This window comes from Tenacibaculum sp. AHE14PA, from assembly GCF_019278465.1.
GTDB classification, from domain to species: domain Bacteria; phylum Bacteroidota; class Bacteroidia; order Flavobacteriales; family Flavobacteriaceae; genus Polaribacter; species Polaribacter bernardetii.
The window spans coordinates 2210518-2236881 of the sequence record NZ_CP058983.1; the positions used below are offsets into that span (position 1 = coordinate 2210518).

The 26364-nt window shown below is 30.4% G+C and carries 24 protein-coding genes; 13 read left to right on the forward strand and 11 right to left on the reverse strand.

Going from position 1 to position 26364, the window contains the following annotated elements; translation table 11 throughout:
- Positions 1-11: 11 nt before the first annotated feature.
- A complete protein-coding gene (locus tag H0I30_RS10200) occupies positions 12-1325 on the forward strand; it encodes a pitrilysin family protein (RefSeq protein WP_218771757.1) in 1314 nt (437 codons plus the stop codon).
- A gap of 21 nt (positions 1326-1346) precedes the next feature.
- Positions 1347-3398, forward strand: coding sequence for a pitrilysin family protein (locus H0I30_RS10205; RefSeq protein ID WP_218771758.1), 2052 nt, complete (start codon positions 1347-1349; stop codon positions 3396-3398).
- Between the two features lie 54 nt (positions 3399-3452).
- Here the strand turns inward: H0I30_RS10205 and H0I30_RS10210 are convergent, their stop codons facing one another.
- Positions 3453-4325, reverse strand: a complete 873-nt coding sequence (locus H0I30_RS10210) for a DMT family transporter (RefSeq protein ID WP_218771759.1) — start codon at positions 4323-4325, stop codon at positions 3453-3455.
- 89 nt (positions 4326-4414) lie between these two features.
- On the opposite strand from H0I30_RS10210, the gene H0I30_RS10215 reads away from it, so the two are divergent.
- Positions 4415-4891: a cation transporter gene (locus tag H0I30_RS10215; RefSeq protein ID WP_255554367.1), complete on the forward strand. Its 477-nt coding sequence runs from the start codon at positions 4415-4417 to the stop codon at positions 4889-4891.
- Positions 4892-4978: 87 nt separating this feature from the next.
- Complete coding sequence (locus tag H0I30_RS10220; RefSeq protein WP_218771760.1) at positions 4979-6025, forward strand: heme A synthase; 1047 nt, start codon at positions 4979-4981, stop codon at positions 6023-6025.
- A gap of 106 nt (positions 6026-6131) precedes the next feature.
- Here the strand turns inward: H0I30_RS10220 and gldD are convergent, their stop codons facing one another.
- Genes gldD through mutY form a run of 4 tightly spaced genes read right to left on the reverse strand, consistent with a single transcriptional unit; the run spans position 6132 to position 9507 of the window.
- Positions 6132-6683, reverse strand: coding sequence for a gliding motility lipoprotein GldD (gene gldD, locus H0I30_RS10225; RefSeq protein ID WP_218771761.1), 552 nt, complete (start codon positions 6681-6683; stop codon positions 6132-6134).
- Entirely contained in the window at positions 6676-7977 is a 1302-nt protein-coding gene (gene gldE / locus H0I30_RS10230) for a gliding motility-associated protein GldE (protein WP_218771762.1), read from the reverse strand. The genes gldD and gldE overlap by 8 nt, the downstream gene beginning before the upstream one ends.
- A gap of 19 nt (positions 7978-7996) precedes the next feature.
- On the reverse strand, positions 7997-8428 hold the full coding sequence (locus H0I30_RS10235) for a single-stranded DNA-binding protein (protein WP_218771763.1): 432 nt from the start codon (positions 8426-8428) through the stop codon (positions 7997-7999).
- Positions 8429-8463: 35 nt separating this feature from the next.
- Entirely contained in the window at positions 8464-9507 is a 1044-nt protein-coding gene (mutY, locus tag H0I30_RS10240; RefSeq protein WP_218771764.1) for an A/G-specific adenine glycosylase, read from the reverse strand.
- A 129-nt stretch (positions 9508-9636) separates the two neighbouring features.
- On the opposite strand from mutY, the gene H0I30_RS10245 reads away from it, so the two are divergent.
- Positions 9637-9930: an HU family DNA-binding protein gene (locus H0I30_RS10245; protein ID WP_218771765.1), complete on the forward strand. Its 294-nt coding sequence runs from the start codon at positions 9637-9639 to the stop codon at positions 9928-9930.
- Positions 9931-10227: 297 nt separating this feature from the next.
- Positions 10228-11766 (forward strand): ribonuclease E/G, encoded by a 1539-nt coding sequence (locus H0I30_RS10250; protein WP_218771766.1) that lies wholly within the window; start codon positions 10228-10230, stop codon positions 11764-11766.
- 60 nt (positions 11767-11826) lie between these two features.
- On the opposite strand, the gene H0I30_RS10255 is transcribed toward H0I30_RS10250, so the two are convergent.
- Positions 11827-14016 carry a patatin-like phospholipase family protein gene (locus H0I30_RS10255; protein WP_218771767.1) on the reverse strand — a complete coding sequence of 730 codons (2190 nt, stop codon included), beginning with the start codon at positions 14014-14016 and terminating at the stop codon, positions 11827-11829.
- Positions 14013-15809: an excinuclease ABC subunit UvrC gene (uvrC, locus tag H0I30_RS10260; protein ID WP_218771768.1), complete on the reverse strand. Its 1797-nt coding sequence runs from the start codon at positions 15807-15809 to the stop codon at positions 14013-14015. The genes H0I30_RS10255 and uvrC overlap by 4 nt, the downstream gene beginning before the upstream one ends.
- A 75-nt stretch (positions 15810-15884) precedes the next feature.
- On the opposite strand from uvrC, the gene H0I30_RS10265 reads away from it, so the two are divergent.
- Positions 15885-17654 carry a DNA mismatch repair protein MutS gene (locus H0I30_RS10265; RefSeq protein WP_218771769.1) on the forward strand — a complete coding sequence of 590 codons (1770 nt, stop codon included), beginning with the start codon at positions 15885-15887 and terminating at the stop codon, positions 17652-17654.
- Between the two features lie 12 nt (positions 17655-17666).
- On the forward strand, positions 17667-18659 hold the full coding sequence (gene moaA / locus H0I30_RS10270) for a GTP 3',8-cyclase MoaA (protein WP_218771770.1): 993 nt from the start codon (positions 17667-17669) through the stop codon (positions 18657-18659).
- Positions 18660-18786: 127 nt separating this feature from the next.
- Here the strand turns inward: moaA and H0I30_RS10275 are convergent, their stop codons facing one another.
- Positions 18787-19266 (reverse strand): hypothetical protein, encoded by a 480-nt coding sequence (locus tag H0I30_RS10275; protein ID WP_218771771.1) that lies wholly within the window; start codon positions 19264-19266, stop codon positions 18787-18789.
- Between the two features lie 301 nt (positions 19267-19567).
- Between H0I30_RS10275 and H0I30_RS10280 the strand changes: the two genes are divergently transcribed.
- From H0I30_RS10280 to H0I30_RS10300, 5 genes are all read left to right on the forward strand, one after another.
- A complete protein-coding gene (locus H0I30_RS10280; protein WP_218771772.1) occupies positions 19568-20806 on the forward strand; it encodes a molybdopterin molybdotransferase MoeA in 1239 nt (412 codons plus the stop codon).
- A 512-nt stretch (positions 20807-21318) separates the two neighbouring features.
- Positions 21319-21609, forward strand: coding sequence for a GIY-YIG nuclease family protein (locus tag H0I30_RS10285; RefSeq protein ID WP_218771773.1), 291 nt, complete (start codon positions 21319-21321; stop codon positions 21607-21609).
- A 170-nt stretch (positions 21610-21779) separates the two neighbouring features.
- Entirely contained in the window at positions 21780-22256 is a 477-nt protein-coding gene (moaC, locus tag H0I30_RS10290; RefSeq protein ID WP_218771774.1) for a cyclic pyranopterin monophosphate synthase MoaC, read from the forward strand.
- On the forward strand, positions 22249-23364 hold the full coding sequence (locus tag H0I30_RS10295) for an NTP transferase domain-containing protein (protein WP_218771775.1): 1116 nt from the start codon (positions 22249-22251) through the stop codon (positions 23362-23364). The genes moaC and H0I30_RS10295 overlap by 8 nt, the downstream gene beginning before the upstream one ends.
- Entirely contained in the window at positions 23357-23833 is a 477-nt protein-coding gene (locus tag H0I30_RS10300; protein ID WP_218771776.1) for a hypothetical protein, read from the forward strand. The genes H0I30_RS10295 and H0I30_RS10300 overlap by 8 nt, the downstream gene beginning before the upstream one ends.
- A gap of 49 nt (positions 23834-23882) precedes the next feature.
- Here the strand turns inward: H0I30_RS10300 and rimK are convergent, their stop codons facing one another.
- The 3 genes from rimK to H0I30_RS10315 form a co-directional block, all read right to left on the reverse strand.
- Positions 23883-25253, reverse strand: a complete 1371-nt coding sequence (gene rimK / locus H0I30_RS10305; RefSeq protein WP_218771777.1) for a 30S ribosomal protein S6--L-glutamate ligase — start codon at positions 25251-25253, stop codon at positions 23883-23885.
- A 56-nt stretch (positions 25254-25309) separates the two neighbouring features.
- On the reverse strand, positions 25310-25723 hold the full coding sequence (locus H0I30_RS10310) for a VOC family protein (RefSeq protein WP_218771778.1): 414 nt from the start codon (positions 25721-25723) through the stop codon (positions 25310-25312).
- 93 nt (positions 25724-25816) lie between these two features.
- Positions 25817-26272 carry a mechanosensitive ion channel domain-containing protein gene (locus tag H0I30_RS10315; protein WP_255555821.1) on the reverse strand — a complete coding sequence of 152 codons (456 nt, stop codon included), beginning with the start codon at positions 26270-26272 and terminating at the stop codon, positions 25817-25819.
- Between the last annotated feature and the right edge of the window lie 92 nt (positions 26273-26364).

The following is a 26364-nucleotide window of genomic DNA, read 5'->3' on the forward strand; positions in this document are numbered from 1 at the left end:
AAATTTTATCAATGAAAAAAAGTATTATAACTCTTAGTGCTGCTTTGTTTATTGGCTTTGCTGCTAATGCACAAAAAGTAGCCTTTGAAGAGTACGATTTAAGTAATGGAATGCATGTGATTTTACATCAAGATAAATCTGCACCTGTAGTAACAACAGCTGTAATGTATCATGTTGGAGCAAAAGATGAACAGCCAGATAGAACAGGTATGGCTCATTTTTTCGAACACTTATTATTTGAAGGAACTAAAAACATTAAAAAAGGAGATTGGTTTAAAATTGTTTCTTCTAACGGAGGTAAAAACAATGCAAATACAACCGATGATAGAACATATTACTACGAAGTCTTTCCTTCTAATAATTTAGAGTTAGGTTTATGGATGGAATCTGAACGTTTATTACACCCGGTTATTAATCAAGGTGGAGTTGATACTCAAAATGAAGTTGTAAAAGAAGAAAAAAGATTACGTGTAGATAATCAGCCTTACGGTAGCTTTTTAGAGAACGTTAAAAAGAACATCTTTAAAAAACACCCTTATAAAGGAACTACTATTGGAAAAATGAAACATTTAGATGACGCTACTTTAGCTGAATTCTTAGCGTTCAATAAAAAATTCTACGTTCCTAATAATGCAACTTTAGTTGTTGCTGGTGATATTGATATTAAAACAACCAAGAGAATGGTACAAGATTATTTTGGCCCAATTCCTAAGGGTGCAGAAATAACCAGAACCTTCTTAAAAGAAGATCCTATTACTAAGCAAATAAATGCAAAGGCATACGATGCTAACATTCAAATACCTGCTATAGTTAATGCCTACAGAACTCCATCTATGAAAACAAGAGATGCTAGAGTTTTAGATATGATTTCTACTTATTTAAGCGATGGTAAAAGCTCTGTTTTATATAAAAAATTAGTAGATACTAAAAAAATGGCATTACAAGTTGGAGCTTTCAGTTCTAACCAAGAAGATTACGGAACCTATATTGTTTATGGTCTTCCTTTAGGAAAAACATCTTTAACTGATTTAACTAAAGAAATTGATGAAGAGATTGCAAAGATTCAAACGAACTTAATTTCTGAAAAGGCGTATCAAAAATTACAAAACAAATTCGAAAACAATTTTGTGAATGCGAACGCTAGTGTTGAAGGAATTGCGAATTCATTAGCTCGCTACAATGTTTTATATGGTGATACTAATTTAATTAACACAGAAATTGACATTTACCGTTCAATTACCCGTGAAGAAATTAAAGAAGTTGCTAAAAAATATTTAAACCCTAATCAACGATTAGTTTTAGAATATTTACCAAAAAAGAAATAAATCAAAAGACAATAATATATTATGAAGACAAAAATAGTATCACTTATCGCAATTTTAGCAATGTCTTTTGCTACAACTGCACAGATAGATAGAAGCGTACAACCCAAGCCAGGACCAGCACCAAAAGTACAGTTAGGTAAAGTTGATAAATTCACATTGCCAAACGGGCTACAGGTTATAATGGTTGAAAACCATAAATTACCAAGAGCATCTGCAAGTTTAACTATTGATAACAAAGCTGTTGCTGAAGGAAACAAAGCTGGTTTATCTGGTATGATGGGAAGCTTATTAGGCCGCGGAACTACAAATATTACAAAAGATGAATTTAACGAAAAGGTAGATTATCTTGGTGCTCGTGTTAACTTTTTTAGTTCTGGAGCTGCTGCTGCATCATTAAAAAAATACTTTCCTGAAGTATTAGGGTTAATGGCAGACGGTGTTAAGAACTCTCAGTTTACCCAAGAAGAATTCGACAAAGAGGTTAAAGTTACTTTAGACGGATTAAAATCAAATGAAAAAAGTGTAACAGCAATCGCAAGAAGAGCTGAAGGTGCTTTAATTTATGGTAAAAATCACCCTTTTGGTGAATTTACAACCAAAGAATCTATCAGTAATATTACACTTACAGATGTTCATAATAATTTTAATACCTACTACAAACCAAATAATGCTTACTTAGTAATTGTTGGAGATATTGATCCTTCAGAAACTAAAAAAATGGTAACAAAACTATTTGGTGACTGGAAAAAAGGAAATGTACCTGCGGTTGCTTTTTCTAAGCCAGAAAACGTAAATACTACCGAAATTAACTTTATCAACATGTCTAATGCTGTACAATCAGAAATTGTAGTTGCAAATAACATCGATTTAAAATTAGGTGATAAAGATTATTATGCTGCTTTATTAGCAAACAGTATTTTAGGTGGTGGCGGAACTGCTCGTTTATTCATGAATTTACGTGAAGATAAAGGGTATACTTATGGCTCTTATTCTAGTGTTAGACAAAGTAGAGATGCTGCAACATTTAGAGCAACAGCAAGTGTTCGTAATGCTGTAACAGATAGCTCTGTTGTAGAAATACAAAAAGAAATCAACAAAATTCGTTATCAAAAAGTATCTGCTGAAGAATTAAAAAATGCGAAAGCTAAATATGTTGGTGGTTTTGTAATGGAGGTTCAAAAGCCTGCAACCGCTGCTCGTTATGCTTTAAATATTGCACTTTATAACTTGCCTGTAGATTTTTATGAAAACTACTTAAAAAATATTAACGCTGTAACTTTAGACGATGTTCAAAATGCAGCAATTAAATATTTTAGAGGTGATAAAGCGCGTATTATAATTACTGGTAAAGGAATTGAAGTTTTAAAGAATTTAGAAAAAAATTCTGATTATAAAATCAACTATTTCGATACTGAAGGAAACCCTACTACTAAGCCAGCAATGACGCTACCTATTCCTGCAGGAATGACTTCTGCAAATGTTGTAAATAAATATTTTACTGCAATTGGAGGGAAAGACAAAGTTAAGGCTGTTAAAACAGTAACTATAGTTTCTAACGCAACAATTCAAGGAACTCCGTTAGCGATGACTGTTAAAGCTGCTGCACCAAACAAAACGTCTCAGTCAATTGCTGTGATGGGTAATGTAATGCAGAAATCTGTTTTTGACGGAACTAAAGGATATTCTGAAGCTAGAGGTCAGAAAACAGCTATGACGCCAGAGCAAGTTGAAAAAGCAAAAAATAGTAATGCTCTTTTTAGTGATTTAAAATACACTGCAGGTAAATTATTAAGAGTAGAACCAATAGAGGGTAAAAATGCTATTGTTTTAAAATATAATGACACTGAGGTTTATTATGATATGACTTCTGGATTAAAAGTAAAAGAAGTTAAAACAGTAAAAACTCCAGATGGTAAAGAAACTAAAGTACCAACTGTGTTTTCTGACTATAAAGAAGTAAACGGAATTAAATTCCCACATTCAATTGGATTAAAATCAGGACCAATGAATTTAAACTTCGTAGTAAAAGAAATAAAAATTAACGAAGGTGTTTCTGATGCTGATTTTCAGTAAATAGAAAAACGTTAAAATAAGTAAGAGAGCCAAAGCGAAAGTTTTGGCTCTTTTTTATTTTGATCTATTTGTAATCCAAACTCCAAATAAGATAACTCCACCAGCAAGCAATTGAATTACACTTAATTGCTCTCCGTCTATAATTCCCCACATTACTGCTATAATCGGAATTAAATAAGTTACCGAAGAAGCAAAAATTGGTGAAGAAATATGTACTAAATCATTAAATATCACCTTTGCAATTGCTGTTCCTAAAATTGATAAAACAATTATATATAATAACGCTAGCTTAGTTTCAGAGTTTAATTCAAATTCAGTAAAAAAACCTGTACAACCTAATATTATTAACACAGGAATTATCACTATTAAAAAGTGCCCAGTAGTAATAGTAAGCCCATCTAAATCATGTAAGTATTTCTTTATAATATTTACATTAAACGCATAACCTACTGAAGAAATAATTGGCAACAAAGCATACCAATAATTCTGATTTGGATTTAAGTCTGCTCCTTTTAAAATTAAAATTAGCGTTCCTACCAAACCTATAAAAATTCCTATAAACTGTCTTTTCTTAAAAGCAAAACCAAACACTAAAGCACCAATAATAAAAGTATTAAATGGTGTTAGTGAATTTAATATTGATGCTATTGAGCTATCGATTCCTTTAATTGCGTATGCAAACAAAAACGCTGGAAAAAAGGTACCTACTAAAGTACTTATGAAAACATATTTCCAATGTCTTTTTTTTATTTTTCGTAAACTTTTAAAACCAACTATAATCACAAAAATAGCAGCAAAAAAAGTTCGTAAAGCAGCCACATGTATAGGCGATATACTTATTAATGCTTTTTTCATTAAAATAAAAGAACTTCCCCAAACTAGTGAAAGAACTACTAAATAGAACCATTTTCGTTGTTGATTATTCATTTTCAATTCATTTAAGCACAAAATTCGTTTATTAATATCTATAAATTTGATTTTATTAATAACTTTGCTAAATAACTCAATAAATTAAAATGATGAAAATTCAAAAAATAATATTCGCTTTAACTCTTGTTAGTTTTTTAGCCGTTGGATGCAAAAACGAAGCAAAGAAAGATGACGCTACTAAAGAAGAAAAAACTGAAGTTGCTGCAAATACAAAAGAGCTTTCTTTAAGTATTTCAGGAATGACCTGCGAAATAGGATGTGCTAAAAAAATAGCATCTGATTTATCTAAAAAAGAAGGAGTAATAGAAGCTAACGTGGTATTTAACGATAGTATTGCCAATGTAAAATATGATGCAAACATTACAAATAAAGCCGATTTAATTGCTTTTGTTGAAGGGATTGGTAGTGGCGACATGTACAAAGCTTCAGAAACAAGTAAAAAAGAATGCAAAGAAGGTTGCACTATGGCTTGTTGTGCAAAAAAAGACACAGATAAGAAAACCTGTGACGCTGACTGTAAAAAAGAATGCTGCACAAAAGGTGATGCTGAGAAAAAAGCATAAATTTTATCTTAAAAATAAAAATCAAGCTCCTCTTTTGAGGGGCTTTTTTTGTGCGTTTATATTATCTTTGCAAAAACATTTCTTCTGATGAAAAAACATTTTCCGCTCATAGTAAAAATTTCGTTGATTGCTGTATACCTTATTTTTTTAGCAGGATCTGTAGTTCGTATGACAGGATCTGGAATGGGCTGCCCAGATTGGCCAAAATGTTTCGGGTATTACATTCCACCAACCTCAGAAGAGCAAATTACTTGGCAACCCAACACTACATATGAAGAAGGAATGATAATCGTTAAAAACGAGGTTTTATTCGTTGCTGAGAGTGATTTAAAAACAACAACAGAGTTTAACAATAACAATTGGGTTAAATACACAAAACACAGCTACGCAAAATTTAATAAATTTCATACCTGGACAGAGTACATCAACCGATTAGCTTCAGCTTTAGCTGGAATTCCGTTTTTGTTTTTAATTTTTGTTTCTACTAAATTCTGGAGAGAAAAGAAAATCATTACTCTTTTATCATTCGGTGCTTTCTTTTTAATGCTTTTTGAAGCTTGGCTAGGTAAAACTGTAGTAGATTCTAACTTAAAACCTACCATTATTACCATTCACATGGTTGGTGGTTTAGTTATTGTTGGCTTGCTATTATGGTTGCTATTTATAGTTTCTAAAGACAAAAAAACATCAACTACGATAGAGGAAACAAACAAAAGGAAATACAATTCGCTTTTTAACAAATTGTTAATCGTTTCGGTAGTATTTTCTTTAGTTCAAATTGCACTAGGAACTCAAGTTCGTCAATTTATCGATGAGCAAGTAAAATTATTCGGATTCGACAATAAACATTACAGCTTGCTAAACCCTAGTTTTAAGTTTTACTTTCACCGCTCATTTACCATTGCTATTGTGTTGGTAAACTTGGGGATATTTTACTTAAACCAAATTAAAAACTTAGGCTACAAATTGGTAAACTGGATTGTGTTCTTGATTTTTTTAGAAACAATGACAGGTATTTTAATGTATTATGCTGATTTCCCTATCGGAACGCAAGCAATACATTTACTTTCTGGAGCTATCTTATTCGGATTACAATTTTACTTATTACTACAAAATAGAAGTGTAAAAGAATAAGTTCGAGGTAACAAAACTTCATGAAATTTCTAGCCCTGATTGTAGCATTTGTTTGAGCTCCTCGCAGAGAGCGAGTGCGAAAAGCGGGAAATAGCTTCAACAAAAATTAATCCTCCCACTCTAAGGTTTCCAACATATGAATCATATCTTTTTTGATATATTCAACTGCTGGTAAAATAGAATCGTAATTAGGTTTTGTGTAAAAAAACAGTGATCCTTTTAAAAAATGATTTGTGCTGTCGGTAACATGAAATTGAATTTGTGAAGCCGCATTTCCTGATATTTCACACATTTTACCATATATTTTTTTATCGGTATCTGCATAATCTCTCCAAGAAATATGGTCGGCTTTTACGGTATGTTCTAGCACCAATTTTTCAGCTTCAACCAGCAACTCTTTTAAATTATCATTTACAGGTCGGTACGTAATATCTACCGAAGCCTTTAATTTAGGGTATTGTATTTTTAACCAATTTTGCGGCAAAGTTTTAACAGTCGCGTTTTTTGCAACATCAAAACGGTAAGGTCTTGTTTTATTTAACTTATTATATTCTGTTTCGGGATACTCAAGACTTAAATAACCTTTAGGTTTTGGTAAACTTTCTTCACCACAACTTAATAATAACATTGCTGACATCAACAATAAAAATTTATGCATTTCGTGTTGCTTTTACTTGTTTTATACGCTTCTTATCTAACGCTTCTATAGTAAACGTATAAATGTTAAAGATTATTTTCTCGCCCTTTTTAGGAAACTTACCAGACACTTCTAAAATAAAACCTGCTAAGGTTTCGCTTTCGCCTTTTAACTCTTCAAACTTCTCTTCATCATCATCATCTAATACACGACAAAAATCTTTGATGGTTGTTTTACCTTCAAAAATATAATTGTTTTCATCAATTTTAGAATACGTTAAATCTTCATCATCAAATTCGTCATTTATATCTCCTACAATTTCTTCTATAACATCTTCTAAGGTTACAATTCCGCTTGTTCCGCCATATTCATCTACAACAATTGCTAAGTGTTTTTTCATTTCTTGAAACTCACTTAACAAATCATCTAATTTTTTGTTTTCTGGTATAAAAAAAGCTTCGCGTAATAATTTTTGCCACTGAAAACTCTTCTTATTTAAATATGCTAATAGATCTTTTGCATATAAAACACCTCTAATATTGTCTATATTCTCGTGATAAACAGGAATTCTTGAATACCCATTTTTTAAAATCATCTTTAAAACCTCTTCATATGAAGTATCGTCTGCAATTGCACAAACATCGGTTCTCGGTTTCATAATTTGCACTGTTTCTGTATTACCAAAACTTACAATTCCTTCTAATATTTTTTGTTCTTCTTTTGTTGTTGCTCCGCTTGAAGTTAATTCTAAAGCTTGTGATAAACGTTCTACAGAAAGGTTATTATTCTTATTACCTAGCTTATTTTCTACAATACTAGTTAACTTTATAAGTGGTGTGCTTAGCGGAGTTAAAAGAATATTTAAAACCTGAATAGGCTTCGCCATAAAACTTGCAAATTTCATCGATTTTCTGGTCGCATATACTTTTGGCAAAACCTCACCAAACAATAAAATTAAAAAAGTTACTAAAACAACTTCTATTAAAAATTTTACTCCACTAGAAAGTCCGCTAAAAAAAACCTCGCCTAAAGAGGCAAATATTAGTACAATAAGAATATTTATAAAATTATTTGTTATTAAGATTGTTCCTAATAATTTCTTCGGATCCTCTAGAAGCGTTACAACGGTACTTTGTCCTTTTGATGAAGATGAAAGTTCGTCTATTTGAGGTTGTGAAATTGAAAAAAAGGCCACTTCGGTTCCTGAAACCAAAGCTGAGCAAACTAATAAAAAAAGTAATGCAATACAGTTTATTGTGGTTAACCAATTAATGGTTGATAAGACTAAAAACAAGGAGTTGGGTTCTGTATCCAATTTTTATAATTTAATTAAACTAGAATGGTAAATCATCATTATTTGGTGGTGCTACATTAGGTGCAGCATTATTTTTTTGTACTATTTCGGTATTAGAACCTCCGCTAGTTAGGTCTTTTTTTGTTGACAGAAAGGTCATTTCTTGTACTTGAATTTCTGTAGCATAACGTTTTTGTCCGTCTGCTTCATACTGACGCGTTTTAATTCGTCCTTCGCAATACACTTTATCTCCTTTTGTTAAATATTTTTCACAAATTTCTGCTAGTTTATTACGTACAACAATATTATGCCATTCTACATTGGTGACTTTCTCGCCTGTTTGGCGATTTGTATACGTTTCGTTTGTTGCCAATGGAAAACGACCAATAGCATTACCGCCTTCAAAATAATGCATTTTTACGGCATCACCTAAATGACCTATTAAAATAACTTTATTAATTGTACCTGCCATAACTTAGTTGTATAAAATCAAATATACAAAATTTACTATTTGTTATCTGAAAATTCGTTTAAAAACTTATCAATCAAAACAGGCACCGGATATTGCTTAATGTCTTGCCATAAAATAGTTTTCTCTTCGGAATTTGAAATTTTAACAATCCAAAATTTTGTAAATAAATGCTGATGTGATAATTTATGAACAATATCTTCTTTATTAAATAAAGACAACAACGTTTCTTGAGGGAAAAGAGTTAAAAATTGCTCACTAGCAACTAATGCATTTTCAGATATTGGTTCTTTTGTTTCAATTAACGGAAATTGATACATTCCTTGCCAAATACCTTTACCTATTCTTTGCTCGATAATTGTTTTTTTATCATCTGTAACAACTACCAAGAAATTAAAATAACGCTTTTTTATTTTGATTTTCTTCTCTTTTACTGGAAGTTCTTTAATTTGCTTTTTAGCCAACGCAATACAGCTTTCAGATAACGGACAAGAATCACATAGCGGATTTTGTGGTTTGCACTGCGTTGCTCCGAAATCCATTATAGCCTGATTATAAGTTCCTGGCTGAGAAACATCAATTAATGTTTGTGCTAATTCTTTAAACTCCTTTATTCCTTTTAATGAGTTTATTGGCGTGCTGATTCCGTAATAACGCGCCAAAACTCGGTACACATTTCCATCAACAACTGCCACAGGTTCATCATAACAAACAGAGGCTATTGCAGAGGCTGTATAATCTCCAATTCCTTTTAATTTTAAGAGCTCTTTATAGTTTTTTGGAAAAACTCCGTTAAGTTCATTTGCAATGTATTTTGCGGTAAAATGTAGGTTTCTTGCCCTTGAATAATACCCTAAACCTTGCCACAATTTAAGCACCTTGCTTTCATCAGCCTTTGCCAAGTCAAACACTGTTTCAAACTCTGTTGTAAAGGTCGTAAAATATGGCAATCCTTGTGCTACTCGTGTTTGTTGTAACATAATTTCACTTAACCAAACCAAGTAAGGGTCTTTAGTTTTACGCCAAGGCAAATCTCTTTTGTTTTTTAAATACCAGTAAATAAGTTGGTTAGCAAATATCATTTATGTAAATTGAGCCAGCGAAAGTACTCTATTTTATTTACATTTTTTTATTCTTATTATTTTCGGAATAGATTAATTATCATATATTTGCACCCTCATTTTTAAAAATAAATTCAAAATATATATAGAATGACAAAAGCAGATATCGTATCTAAAATTTCAGATAAGAGTGGAATTGAAAAAGCAGATGTTTTAGCAACTGTTGAGGCGTTTATGGACGAGGTAAAGGATGCATTAGAGAGCGGAGATAATGTATATTTAAGAGGTTTTGGTAGTTTTATCATCAAAACTAGGGCAGAAAAAACTGGTAGAAATATTTCAAAAAATACGACTATTAAGATTCCTGCACACAACATACCTGCTTTTAAACCATCAAAAGTGTTTACAGAAGGTGTGAAAACTAAAGTTTCTGTAAAAGAATAAAATTATTAATCAGAGGTCTTTAACTTCTAAAGACTTTATAAAACATTTAAAATTATGCCAAGCGGTAAAAAAAGAAAAAGAGCTAAGATCTCTACACACAAAAGAAAGAAAAGAGCAAGAGCAAATCGTCACAAGAAAAAGTAAGCTAACGCTTACTTTTTCGTTGCTTTTATAAGCTTATTAAGTTCATTGACATTAAGGTTTAAACACCTTAAAATGGTATAAAAATTATACCTGTTTACAAATTTTAATCCGTCTTCGTAAAAATTATTACGTTGGCACAAAACTATATTCAGAATGAAAACAGAATTAATAATTCGTTCAAATTCTTCTGATATTGATTTCGCCTTACTAAGAGATGGTAGACTTATTGAATTAAACAAAGAAACAAGCGATAATAAATTTTCAGTCGGAGATGTTTTTCTAGCAAAAATAGGAAAAGTGATGACTGGTTTAAACGCCGCTTTTGTAAATGTTGGTTACCCTAAAGATGGTTTTTTACACTATCATGATTTAGGGCCACAAGTACAATCTTTAAACAAATTCATTAAGAAGGTAAGCACAGGTAATTATAAAGAATTCACTTTAAAAAACTTTCGCTCTGAGAATGATATCAATAAAGACGGGAGTATTAATGATGTACTAAAATCAGGTCAAAATTTATTAGTACAAATTGTAAAAGAACCAATATCTACCAAAGGTCCGCGTATTAGCTCGGAACTATCAATAGCTGGTAGGTTTTTAGTTTTAGTTCCTTTTTCTAACAGAGTATCTGTATCTCAGAAAATAGCAGATCCAAAAGAAAAAGAACGTTTAAAAAAATTAGCAAAAAGCATCAAACCAAAAGGGTTTGGGCTTATTTTACGTACTGTTGCCCAGAATAAAAAGGTAGCAGAACTAGATAAAGATTTACAAAATTCACTTGAACGTTGGGAGAAAATGTGTAATAGCATCGCTAACAAAAACACGCCAACAAAAATATTAAGTGAGTTAAACAGAGCATCTTCTATTTTAAGAGATGTAATGAATGATTCTTTTACAAGTATTGTAACCAACGATAAAGATTTAATGGTTGAGATTAAAGAGTATTTACAAGAAATATCTCCTGAAAAGGAAAGTATTGTAAAACTTCATAAATCTGACACTCCAATTTTCGAAAAATTCGGTATTGAACGTCAGATAAAAACATCGTTTGGTAAAACAGTTTCTATGAGCAAAGGTGCGTATTTAGTTATTGAACACACCGAAGCTTTACATGTTATTGATGTAAATAGTGGTAATCGCTCAAACAAAGCTTTAAGCCAAGAAGAAACTGCTTTAGAAGTTAACTTAATTTCTGCTACAGAAATAGCACGACAGTTACAACTGCGTGATATGGGTGGAATTATAGTGGTTGACTTTATTGATATGAAGAGTACTGAAAATAGACAGAAATTATATCAGCATTTAAAAGATGCAATGTCATTAGATCGTACAAAACACAAAATTTTACCTCCGAGTAAATTTGGTTTAGTACAGATTACAAGACAACGTGTACGACCTGAATTAGAAATAAAAACACGTGAACCAAACCCGAATAAAAACGGAGAAGTTGAGGCTCCTATTGTTTTAATAGATAAAATAGAAGCTGAATTAGAACGCATATTAAATAGCGGTAAAGACTACAAGGAAATTACATTAAATACACATCCTTTTATAGCTGCTTATTTAACTAAAGGCGTAAACTCTATTCGTTTTAAGTGGTATGTTCAACACAAAAAGTGGATTAAAATATTACCTAGAGATGCATACCAATACTTACAGTATAAATTCTTTTTGAAAAAAAAGGACAAGTAAGTAAGGCAATCTTATTATGAAATAAAAACCCGTTTCTTTCGAAACGGGTTTTTTTATGCGCTAAAACCAAAAACCTAAATTAAATAACCAGTATTTTTCTTTATGATCTGGCGACCATGTATATTTTAATTCTACTGGACCTAAAAAAGTTTCAACACTATACCCTAAAGCATAGCCCGATTTGGTGTTTTTAAACAGATTTGGGTCAGAAAAAACATCTTCATCTACTCTAGCGTAATTGGCAATAAAAGAAGCATAATGCTTCTCTATAACCTGATACCTGAAATTAAACTCTGATTTTAAAAAAGACTGATCACTTAAAACCCCTGTTTCATATCCGTAAAAGGGTTTAAAATTATTAATATAGTTTTGGTTATAACCTCCCAAACGATAATTAAACATTAAAGATGTTTTATCACCCAAAGTATAACCTGCTTGTGATGTATATTGAAATGTAAGTTTATTGTAAAAAGTGGTTGCGAAACCTAATGTTCCACCAGCTTGAGAAAATTGCTGAAAAGGTTCGCTATCTGGTACTAATCTTGATAATTTATCATTTCTATCTGACCAAACAAACCACTTTAAACCAACGTCTGCATAAAAACCTTTTGTAGGAAACATCTCTTTATTATAAGTATCTAACTTTAAAAAGGCATATGTATTTATATAATTACTATCATCAAAAAATGTTTCCTGACCGTTACTTAATACATTACTAGATTTTATTTCTATCTTCTTTTGTTCAACACCTACGCCTATTGCAAACTTTTTATCCATTGTTGTTTGCAAAAAAAACGAGTTTGTAAAATCGGCATACCTCACATTTATTAAATCAGCATCATACAAAAAATCGTTGTTAAATGTATTGTATCTAGATTTTACACCATAGCTTGGTAATAAGCCATTATCTATAAAATACTGGAAATCATACCTTATTTTATCTCCTATTCCTACGTCTAGAGATAACTCATCATTTTGAGTTAGTAATTTTTTGTGATTATAATTTAATAACACAGCCGACTTATATAACAAATCGTAATGCAATCCGAATCTCAAATAAGATTCTACATCATCTTCTTTTACTACTAATTCAAGTTTTTTTCCTTCAAATGATTTTCTGAAATGATAATCTATTCTTTTAAAATTTTTAGAAGCTGTTAGTGTATTTATTTTTCTTGAAATATCACTATATGAAATACTATCACCCTCCTTTAACTGCAGTTTACCTAAAATATAATTATTTGTATATTTTTTATTTCCCTTTATAATAATTCTATCTACTAAAAATTTATTTTTTTTAACTTCTATTTTTTTAGGTTTCTTTTTATTGTATTGAAGTTTAGAGATGCTATCAAAAACATTCTTAAAAGTTTTAGCTATTTTTTTTCCTTCGCCAATAATTTCCTCTTTTTTATCGAAAGAAATCACATTATACTCTTCAACTTTTGGTTTAATGTAAACATTTAACAACTTAACTTGATCATCTGCTTTTTCATACATTTTAAAATTTACAATTTGCATTAGTAAAGACGCTACAGATGATAGCTCTTCTCTTTTAAGCAACTCTCCCTGAACACTAACTCCAATTATAATGTCCATATTTTTTTCCTTCATAATATCAACAGGAAAGTTATTTACAACACCACCATCTACTAATAATTCCCCATCAATTTCAACAGGATTTAATAACGATGGAAAAGAACCACTTGCTCTTAACGCTAAAGGCAAAGAACCTTTATCTAAAAGAACCTCTGCGCCTGTTTCAATATTTGTTCCTAGACAATAAAATGGAATTGGTAGTTGAGAAAAATCACGAATATTATCTACAGAAGCTAGCAACTCTGTTAAAAAATTTAATATGTTTTGCCCTTTCGATAACCCTAACGGAAGTCCTATTTTACCTTCTTTTATAGGCAAGCTAATAGCATATTTTTCTCCATTTTCTTTATTAAAAAGAGGTTTTTCTCTCCTAGAAATTTTATCTCTTATAATTGTTTCAAAATCGGTGTTTAAAATAATCTCTTCAATTTTATCTGCAGAATATCCAGCAGCATATAAACCACCAACAATGGCTCCCATACTTGTACCGCCAATATAATCTATTTGTACTCCTGCCTTTTCTAATTCTTTTAAAACGCCAATATGAGCAAAACCTTTAGCCCCACCTCCACTTAAAACTAATCCTACTTTAGGTTGGTTTTGTGCCAGCATAATTGCAGGTAAAAACAAAATAATTAATAGTTTTTTCATTCTTTTTCTTTTTGATAAAATTGATATACTTTTTGAGCTCTTGAGAACCCAACAATTTCTTTTAATTCTTCTAACGTAGCTTCTTTTACTCTTTTTGCTGATTTAAATTTACGTAATAAATTAGTAATGGTTTGTTTACCAATATCAGGAATTTGTTCTAATTCTGATTGGATAGCACTTTTACTTCGCTTATTTCTGTGCAACGTAATTCCGAATCGATGGGCTTCGTTTCTTAAAAACTGAATTATTTTTAAACTTTCTGATTTTTTATCTAAATATAAAGGCACAGAATCTCCTGGATAATAAATTTCTTCTAATCGTTTTGCAATTCCGATAATAGCTATTTTTCCTCGCAAACCTAAAGCGTCTAAACTTTTTAAGGCTGATGATAATTGTCCTTTTCCTCCATCAATAACAATTAACTGAGGTAACGGTTGCTTTTCTTCTAACAAGCGCCTGTAACGACGAAAAACCACCTCTTCCATCGATGCAAAATCATCGGGTCCTTCAACAGTTTTAATGTTATAATGACGATATTCTTTTTTACTCGGTTTTCCGTCTTTAAAAACCACACAAGCCGCCACAGGATGCGTTCCTTGAATATTTGAATTATCAAAACACTCTATATGGCGTGGCTCTACATGCAAACGTAAATCTTTTTGCATTTGACTCATGATTCGTTTTACATGACGATCTGGATCTACAATTTTTATTTGCTTAAACTGCTCCATGCGATAATATTTCGCATTTCTTTCTGATAAATCTACAATCCGTTTTTTGTCTCCTAATTTAGGTACGGTCACTTTTATTTGCTCTCCTAAATTGACTTTAAAAGGCACATAAACTTCTCTTGACAACGAATTAAATCGGTTTCGAGTTTCTATAATAAACAACTCTAACAGTTGCTTATCAGTTTCTTCTAGTTTCTTTTTTATTTCTGTGGTGTATGATTGCACGATTGCGCCATTCATCACTTTAAAAAAATTTGCGTAACCGTGAGTTTCATCAGAAATAATAGAAAAAACATCTACGTTATTAATAGACGGATTTACAATAGTAGATTTTGCTTGATAATTTTTTAAAGAATCTAATTTATCTTTAATTTTTTGAGCTTCTTCAAATTTCATATCCGAAGCAAAATCGAGCATTATTTGTTGTAATCGCTCTAAAATTTCTTTAAAATTTCCTTTAAGAATATTTCTAATTGCCTTAATTTCTTCTAAATAATTATCTTCATGCTGATGCCCTTCACAAGGCCCTTTACAATTACCTAAATGGTATTCTAAACAAACTTTATACTTGTAAGAATCTATTTTTTCTTGACTTAAATCGTATGTACAAGTTCGCAGCGGATACAACTCTTTAATTAAACTTAAGAGTGATTGCACCATTTTCATGTTGGTGTAAGGTCCAAAATATTCAGAACCATCTTTAACAACTCTTCGAGTAGAAAAAACTCTCGGAAAACGTTCTTTTTTTATACAAAGCCACGGATAAGATTTATCATCTTTTAATAAAACATTGTAACGCGGTTTATACTTTTTAATTAAGTTATTTTCTAGCAATAATGCATCCGTTTCTGTATCGACAACAACATGCTCTATCCGAACAATTTTTTTGACTAAAATTCGCGTTTTACCATTCTCATGAGTCTTCGTAAAATAAGAAGAAACACGTTTTTTTAAGTTTTTAGCCTTTCCTACATATATAATCACCTCATCTTTATCAAAATATTGATAAACTCCTGGTGAAGAAGGTAGTGTTTTTAGCTGAAGTTCTAATGAAGTTGGCATACAACGAAAATACAATTTTATAAAGATATGTAAGTTGCTATATGTACATTTACACTAATATTTATTTACTACACAATGCAACAACCAATTCCTTTTTATAAAGAAGAAATCAATAGTTTAAATACCCTTTTAATTGCGTTAAAAAAACGATTACTAATAACTCGTGTTTTACGTCTTTTGGCTTTCTTAACCATTTCTTTTTCAGCCTATATAGCTATTACAAAAAACAACTTATTTTTTATTGCAAGTGTTATCGCTTTAATTGCTTTTGTTTATTTAGTAACAAAACACTTACGTTTAAAACAAACAAAAAGTCTTCTAGAAGCAAAACTGACTATTAATAAAACAGAAATAGCTGTTTTAAATGGTGCTTTTTCTGATTTAGAGGGTGGAAAAGAATTTACAAATCCCGAGCATTATTTTAGCAATGATATCGATTTATTTGGCATTGGTTCTTTCTTTCAATACATAAACAGAACGGCAACCAATGAAGGAAAAAAACTATTAGCTACTATTTTAACAAGCAACGATATTAACAGTATTGAAGAAAAACAAAAAATAACACAAGAACTTGCGTCAAAAGTAAAATGGCGTCAACACTTTACGGCTGTTGCTAGTTTAATAAACACAAAAACGGCAATACCTGTTATTGTAAAATGGGTGCATTCTTATGAGCAGAAGCTCCCTACTTTCTTAACACTGTTTTCGTATGTTTTTTCTGCTATTTCAATTGTTTTAATTGGCTTATTAAGTTTTGCTATTATTCCGTTTTCTATACTTTTAATATGGTTTATTATTGGTTTAGTAACGACTGCTTTCTTTTTTAAAAATATTCAAGAATTAGCGACTGAAACCACCAAAGCAAAAGAAAATTTTAATCAATACCACCAGTTATTAGCACAAATAGAAAATGAGGAATTCACCAATTCAACATTAAAAAACAAACAAGCACAAATTAAAAAAGAAAACAAAAAAGCATCTACCATATTTAAAGAGTTTTCTAAAAAACTAGATGCTTTCGATCAACGTAATAATATTATTATTGCTGTTGTTGGTAACGGACTTTTTCTTTGGGATATTCGCAACACTATTAAAATAGAAAAATGGATTACTACCTACAAAAGCACTGTTGAAGAATGGTTTAATGTTGTTTCTTTTTTTGATGCACAAAATTCGTTAGCAAACTTTGTTTTTAATAAACCCCAGTATATATTTCCTACTATAAATAACGAAAAATCAGTTTTAAACGCAGTAAATTTAGGACATCCTTTATTGAATGTGACAAAAAGGATAGACAATGATTTTGTAATAGATAATGAAGCATTTTTTATTGTTACTGGCGCAAATATGGCAGGAAAAAGTACTTTTTTAAGAGCTGTTTCGTTAGCAATTGTAATGTCTAATACTGGTTTACCAATATGTGCTGAAAAGGTAAAATACAATCCGGTTAAATTAATTACAAGTATGCGTACTTCAGATTCTTTAAACGATGATGAATCTTACTTTTATGCCGAACTAAAACGTTTAAAGTTTATCGTAAACGAAATTAAAACAGAAAATTATTTTATCATTTTAGATGAAATTTTAAAAGGAACAAATAGCATGGATAAAGCAATTGGTTCTAAAAAATTCATTGAAAAACTAAACAAATCAAACTCTACCGGAATAATCGCCACACACGATGTTAGTTTATGTGAATTATCATCAGAATATACGACCATTAAAAACTATTATTTTGATGCTGAGATTATAAATAACGAGTTGCATTTTGATTATAAAATGAAAAACGGCGTGTGTAAAAACATGAACGCTTCCTTTTTATTAAAGAAGATGGAAATTGTTTAATACCTTTACAATATGAGCAAACTTATTGATAATTTCGGCAGACAAATTAGCTATGTTCGATTGGCAGTAACCGATCGTTGCAACCTTCGTTGCCAATATTGTATGCCTGCTCATGGTATTAATATTGTACCACGAAAAGAGCTATTAACCTATAAAGAAATGTACCGTCTTATTCGCGTACTTACCGAATTAGGTGTAAACAAAGTTCGTTTAACAGGTGGTGAGCCTTTTGCTCGTAAAGATTTTATGTCGTTTTTAGACATGCTATCTTATAACGATTTGTTAGATGAAATTAATATTACTACAAACGGAGCATTAGTTGCTAACCATATTCAAACTTTAGAAAAGTTAGAGAAAATAAAAAACATCAATTTAAGTATTGATAGTTTAGACACTCATAAATTTGCGAAAATTACACGTCGCGATGTGTTTCCTGAAGTGTATAAAACTTTCGAATTATTAGAAAATAGCTCGTTAAACTTAAAGTTGAATGTAGTGGTGCAATCTGGTTTTAATACTGATGAAATAAACGATTTTGTAGCCTTAACCAAAGATAAAAATATTGCAGTTCGTTTTATTGAAGAAATGCCGTTTAACGGAAAAGGGCAACGAGAAATGAAAGAAAGCTGGAATTATAATAAAATTATAGAAGAAATAAAATCTGAGTATACTGTTGCGCCTATCGTTTCAGAAAAATCATCTACATCACGTAATTTCTCTATCGAAAATCATCAAGGAACCTTAGGGATTATTCCTGCATTTACACGTACTATTTGTAACGATTGTAATCGAATAAGAATTACCTCAACCGGTACTTTTAAAAACTGTTTATTTGATGATGGTGTTTTTAACTTGCGTGATTTTATTCGTAACGGTGCAAGTAACGACGATTTAAAAGAACTTTTTTTATCTCTGATAAAAGAAAAGCCCGAAAATGGATTTATAGCAGAAGCAAATCGTAAAAAAGGAATTGTTACTGAAAGTATGAGCACAATTGGTGGGTAATAATATATTAAAAAGCTGATATATTCACAAAAATAAAAAGAGATTGATAGTTTAAAACTACCAATCTCTTTTTATTAAAAGCAAGTTAAAAAACTACTCTTAATTTTTATTCATAAAATAAAGAATATTATTTCTCTAAATCATCAGCTAACTTCTCAAAGCTATTCTCTACATCTTTATATGCTTTTTCAAAGCCATCTTTTACATCTTGCCAGTTATCCTCTGTACTGTTACCTAACTTATCAAAACTTTCTCCTAATGCAGCTCTTTTAGCTTTTAATTCAGCCAACATCTCATTATTTTTCTCTTTAGTTTCAGCTTTAGCTTCGTTAAAGTTATTCTCTAAACTTTCAATTTCAGCATCTAGTTTTTTCATACTTTTATTAACCTCTGTTTCTAAATCAGATTTCTTAGCGTATGTATAATCACCTAAATTATCAAAACCCTCTTCAATCTCATCTGCAACATTTTCCATGCTTTCTTTAACATCTTCTACTAATTCTTTAGTATCTTCAGTTATTTGCTCTTTTTTGGTTTTATTGTTATCACAAGACACTAATACTAATGATAAAACTAATGTTATAGCTGTTAATTTAATTAATTTCATTTTTTTGTTTTTAAAGTTGATGCCTACTATTTTAAGGATGTTCGGCTTTAATCCTTATGCTGGTACAAAACTAAACAGATAAAAAGCATAAGTATTGCTCAAATAAGAATAAAATTAACTCATTTAAAAAAGTATTATTAAAACCTACTGATAATTAAACATCATTATATTTAATAAAACAACGACTAAACACATATAAAATATACAAAAATGTAAACCTCATATTTTCTGACTAAATAAATTCATAACTTTGATTTTTAACAAAAGAGACATCATTATTAGACCTCTGATAACTTAAAATATGATTTCTGTAAAAGAAGCTAAACATCTAATTTCACAAAGCACTCAAGATTTCGGTACAGAAGAAATTCCGTTTATAGAATCTGTAGGTAGAATTTTAAAAGAAGATATTATTGCCGATAGAGATTTCCCGCCTTTTAATCGCGTTGCTATGGACGGAATTGCAATAAATCATTCTTATTTTAAAAACGGGCAACGAAGTTTTAAAGCAGAAGCAATTCAGCCAGCCGGCAGCAAGCAATTATCTATGCAAAATTCAGAAAATTGTATAGAAGTAATGACTGGCGCCGTATTACCTAATAACTGTGATACCGTAATTCGTTATGAAGATATTGAAATAGAAAACGGAATTGCAAGAATTACTGTTGATGTTATAAACAAACATCAAAACATCCATCCAAAGGGAAAAGACAAAGCACAAGGAATTGTTTTAATTAACAAAAACACTATTATTTCTCCTGCTGAAATCGGTGTGATTGCTACTGTAGGTAAATCGACTATTAAAGTAGCCAAACAACCGAAAGTAATGATTATTTCTACTGGTGATGAATTAGTTGATGTGCATGAAACTCCTTTAAATTATCAAATAAGAAAATCTAATGTATATACGTTGGTTTCGTTATTAAATGAACTGAACATTCCTTCTAAAACAGCACATATTACTGATAATAAAACTATCTTAAAAGAAAAGATTGCTGGCTACCTGCAAGAATATGACGTGCTTTTATTTAGCGGAGCGGTGAGTAAAGGTAAATTCGATTTTTTACCCGAGGTGTTAACTGAATTAGGAGTAAACAAGTTGTTTCATAAAGTAACTCAACGCCCAGGGAAACCTTTCTGGTTCGGCCTCACAGATGCTTTAGGTATTAATGAGCAACATGTTTCCGTGAATGAAAAAAACAAAACAGTTGTCTTTGCTTTTCCTGGAAATCCGGTTTCTACTTTTGTAAACTGTTTAGTTTATTTTTATCCTTGGTATTATAAATCAGCAGGTATAAAAGCAAATGAAAAAACAGCTATCTTAGCTCATGATATTGAATTTAAACCTAATTTAACTTATTTTTTACAAGTAAAATTAAGTTATCGTTTTGGGCATTTAATTGCAACTCCTATAAAAGGAAATGGTTCTGGAGATTTAGCAAGTTTAGTTGCTGCTGATGGTTTTATTGAAATTCCGAAAACAACACAAATTGAATTTAAATCAGGAAGTACTTTTCCTGTAATTAGATATAAAAAATAAAATCTCGATACTAATTTGTTTTTACTATCGGACATCAAACTCACTCGATATGACAATACTATTCGTTTATTTTATTAAATTCAACCTGTCTTTTCGAGTGGTTTTATTAAAGTGACAATGGAAATAAAAGTGTATCGAGAACTATTATACAATCAACATAAATAATAATGGAAATTGTCAGTTCGAGTGGTTTTATTGAAGTGATAATGGAAATAAAAGTGTATCGAGAACTATTATACAATCAACATCTCGATACAAATTTGTTTTTCCTATCGGACATCAAATTCACTCGATGTGACAATATAAATTGTCAGTTCGAGTAGTTTTATTGAAATGATAATGGAAATAAAAGTGTATCGAGAACTATTATATAATCAACATTTCGATACAAATTTGTTTTTCCTATCGGACATCAAATTCACTCGATGTGACAATATAAATTGTCTGTTCGAGTAGTTTTATTGAAATGACAATGGAAATAAAAGTGTATCGAGAACTATTATACAATCAATATGAAAATCTATTATGTTTACATCTTAAAATGTTCTGACAAATCATATTATACTGGTTTTACTTCTAACCTTGAAGAAAGATTAATGGAACATAAAGAAGGAAAACACATAGGTAGTTATACGTTTAAAAGAAGACCTTTAAAATTAGTTTTTTATTGTGAGTTTACAAATGTAGCATTAGCGATTGCAAAAGAAAAACAACTAAAAAATTGGTCAAAAATTAAAAAAGAGGCTTTAATAAATGGTGCTTTTGAAAATCTTCCTAATTTAGCAAAGAAGAAGTTTAAATAACTTCTCGATACAATTTTCTCATAAAATCGAAAATTACTCGAAGTGACACTATCATATTAAAATGAAATAACAATTCAACATGTCAGTTCGATTGGTTTTATTGAAGTTCCGAAAACAACACAAATTGAATTTAAATCAGGAAGTACTTTTCCTGTAATTAAATATAAAAAATGAACAAATTCACGCACATAAACGAGCAGAATCAACCTAAAATGGTGAATGTTTCTGATAAGAAAATTACCAAGCGAACTGCGGTTGCAAAAGCTACGATGTTTTTAGGAGCTGAAATTATTTCTCATTTTAAAAATGAGGACTTAATTACTAAAAAAGGACCCGTTTTTCAAACCGCAATTATTGCTGGCATTCAAGCTGTAAAAAAAACATCTGATATTATTCCTATGTGTCATCCGTTATTAATTAACGGTGTAGATATTGATATAAATATTGTTGACGATGAACAATTAGAGGTTTTTTGTAAAGTAACTATCGAAGGAAAAACAGGTGTTGAAATGGAAGCTTTAACGGGCGCTTCTGCAACTTGTTTAACTATTTATGATATGTGCAAAGCCATCAATCAAAAAATGGTGATTAAAGAAGTAAAATTAGTAGAAAAAACTGGCGGTAAATCAGATATTAAAAATGGGTAAAAAACATCAAAAACACGCAAATATCACTAAAAAATTCAACGATAATTTTGCTACCAATGAAGTTGCTATTTTGGGAACTAAATGTGGAGTTATTGCTGATTTAGTTACAAAGGTTTCAACTAAATTATCAAACTATAACTTAGGGTATTTCGATGCTTCTCACGCAAAAGACCTTGATAAAAACATCGTAACCGAATATACCTTTCACCATGAAGGTAATTTACAAGTAAACACAACCTCAAGCGTTAATAAGTTTGAGCAACGTTTACAGTTTATTAATCATGATTTTGTGCTTATAAACGGGAATCATTACGAAGGTGCTAAACAAATTCTGATTCTAGATGATGAAAAAGAAGCTTCTATAGAAAAGAGATTAGATCAAATTACAAACATCCAATTTATTGTAAAACTAAATTCGGATACTAAGATTTTTGATTGTTTAATCGAAAAATTTCCACTGATAGAAAATACAACTTGTTACACGATTCATGATGTTGATAAAATTACAAATCACATTCATAATTTAATCAAAGAAAATATTGCTCCTGTTAAAGGGTTGGTATTAACTGGTGGAAAAAGTACCCGAATGGGAACAGATAAATCTGAATTAGATTATTATGGAAAACCTCAAAAAGAATACACAAAAGAACTCCTAGAAAACAATGCTTTAGAAACATTTTATTCTGTACAATTACCTTCTAAAAAACCAGCTGAAATTCACGACACTTTTTTAAATCTTGGTCCTTTTGGCGGAATTTGTTCTGCCTTTCAAAAAGATCCTAATTCAGCTTGGCTGGTAGTCGCTACAGATCTTCCTTTTGTAAATGATGAGTTAATTCAGTTATTATTACAAAAACGAAATCCGAGTAAAATAGCAACAGCAATTAAAGGGAAAAGCAAAGAATTTCCTGAGCCTTTAATTACCATTTACGAACCAAAGGCGTATACTAAATTACTACAATATTTAGCACAAGGATATTCATGTCCTCGTAAAGTGCTAATTAATTCTGATGTTGAAATTATTGAAATAGATGACCATTTGATTAGAAACATCAATACACCAGAAGAGTTTGAAACTGCTAAAAAGGAGATTAGTAAGTATGAATAAACTCATAATAATAAAAGGTGGCCAAAAACATTTTATCTTTAGGTTTATGGCTGCTATTCTTTATGCTTTTGCTGTTTTTATCATAGTGAAGTTTTTTATCAACACCTCAGTATCAACTGTCGAAAATTATACCATTTCCTTTTTACATATTCTAGAAATGGAAATTTATATTATAACACTTGCACTATTAGCTTCTGTTGTTAATAATCATCACTTTAATCTTAAAGAAAGTATATATCGTAAATATTACTCTGTTGGTCCTTTTGGTTATGGAAAATGGCAAACTATAAGTAAACTCACTTACACATCAATTTATTTAAATAATAATGATGTTTACGAGGTAATTATTTGGGATGAAAGTAATGACCGTTTTAAAATTTCATTTCATAACGAAGAGAATAATGCCATTGAAACTGCAAAATATGTAGCAGATAAGTTAAGTATCGACTATTATACTAGGAATGCATAATATTATAAATCGCTCATTTTATGTAAAATGAGCGATTTACATGAAGTAATTATTTTTTAGCTTTAAGCTTCTTTTCGATGGCTTCAATCATAATATTTGCAATATCTAAACCTGTTGCTCCTTCAATACCTTCTAAGCCAGGAGAAGAATTTACCTCTAATAATAACGGGCCTTTATTAGAGCGAATAATATCTACACCAGCAACTGGCAGGTCTAAAATTTTAGCCGCTTTAATTGCTAACTTTCGTTCATCAGAAGTTATTTTTATTTTAGATGCAGAACCTCCTTGGTGTATGTTTGCCCTAAACTCACCTTTTTCAGCTTGCCTTTGCATTGACGCCACTACTTTACCATTTACCACAAAACAACGTATATCTTGTCCGTTAGCTTCCTTAATAAATTCTTGAACAAGAATGTTTGTTTTAACACTTTTAAAAGCATTAATTACACTTTCTGCTGCCTTAGTTGTTTCTGCTAAAACTACACCTTTACCTTGGGTACTTTCTAATAACTTAATTATTAATGGCGCTCCGTTTACCATTTTAATAAGATCTTTTGTATCTAAAGGAGAGTTCGCAAAACCTGTAATAGGAACTTGTATATCGTTTTTAGCAAACAGCTGTGTAGCCAACAGTTTATCTCTTGATTGATTAATTGCATCTGCAGAATTTAAACAATAAGTTCCCATAGCATCAAACTGCCTTATTAAAGCACAGGCATAAAAAGTAACAGAAGGCTTAATACGAGGTATAATAGCATCAAACTCATCTATAATATTTCCACCACGGTAACGTATTTGAGGCTCTTTAGCATCAAATTTCATGTATGCTTGTTGCACATTAAGAAATACCATTTCATGACCTCTTAAACGACCAGCTTCCATGATACGCTTATTGCTAAAAAGATTTGGATTACTTGCTAATAAAGCTATTTTTAAACCTGTTTTTTCTTTCTTAAAAGTCGCATATTTTTCATCTAAATCTTCTTCACTAAAAGTTCCTGATAAATACGTTTCTGAAGCATTTACTAAGTAACCGTTTGACAGTGCTTCACGCCCCAACAACATTCTAAACTCCATAGAATCTCTGTTAGCAAGCGTTAATTCAATCTCAAAAGTTTCTGCACCTATAGTTATAGGTGTTTTTATTACAATACGTGGTTCTGAAATACCTGTTGAACTTTTTATTGAACGTTTTGAATGAATTTTAGATTCGCATGTTATACTAATACTTCTATTTTCTTGCAATGGATTAACATCAAAACGCACCCACTCTTCAGTATCTTTTAAAAACCTAGTGATATTATTAGCTTGTATTGATGATGTTTTTGCACCAGAATCTACTCTAGCTTTTATGGCTGGTATACTGAAAGATTTAAACGAACACCATTCTTCACTTCCTATTATTTTTAAATTATTCAATATTATATTTTTATTTAATGTAAAGGTTAAATTTATTCTTCTGCAAGCTAACCGATTTATAGCATAAACATTTCATTCTCTTCAATAAAACTTTTAAACTCTATTGTATAACCGTTAGGGTCTTTCACAAAAAAAGAAACATGTTCACCGTTTTTATCTTTTAAGAATGTTTTTGTGATAATAGTTTCTGACGACCAATGGTTAATTCTGTCATGCATTTTTTCCCATTCCTCAGCATCTAAAACAACCCCGAAGTGAAAAGATGGTAAAACATCTTTATCAAAAGTATAATTAGGTGATTCGAAATTAAATTTTTCTACTAAAACATATGTCAATTGGTTGTTAAATAAATTTATATCTAACCAATCACTGGTTTCCCTACCACAGTTTAAACCTAAATCTTCGGTATAAAATTTTTTAGTTTCCTTAATGTTTAAACAAGGAAGCGATAAGTGGAATATAGATGCCATAATTTTAAGCTTTTTTTTGGATACTCTTTCTGTTTTATAAATATACTATTTTAGCTATTTACTAAGAAGTAGACTTATTTCGAAAAATACAAATTATTTTTGATTTTGTATTAACTCAATACTTTTATAAAGTATTACTGTATTTGGTATTGTTATTTTTCTATTTCCCTCAGGGATATATAACATCACATAAAAACCAGTAATGTTTTTTACTTCACCTGTTAAATCATATTCTTTGTCTATAATTTTTATAGTATCACCGATACGCATTGGATGGTAAAAAAACAAAATTACACTAGCTGTTAAGTTAGATAAGATAGACCATTGTGCAAAAAAACCAACACCTAACACTGCTAAAATAGAAGATGCAAAAACACCTATTTGCTTAAATTCTATTCCTAAAATTATAAGAACTAAAAAAAATGCAAACACATAATAAATTAAGTAAAAAAGGTTAAGTATTATTTTTCTTCTATGCGGCTCTATAGCATTTTTAATTACATAACTTTTAGTTATTTTTTTAGTAAAAATAACTAACACAGAAAGCATTATTAGTAATATTAATAGCAGAATGTATTTGTTCAATAAAAAATTACTCATTATTGTTTTAATTGCAAAATTATGTTTTTATTTTTTTTTAT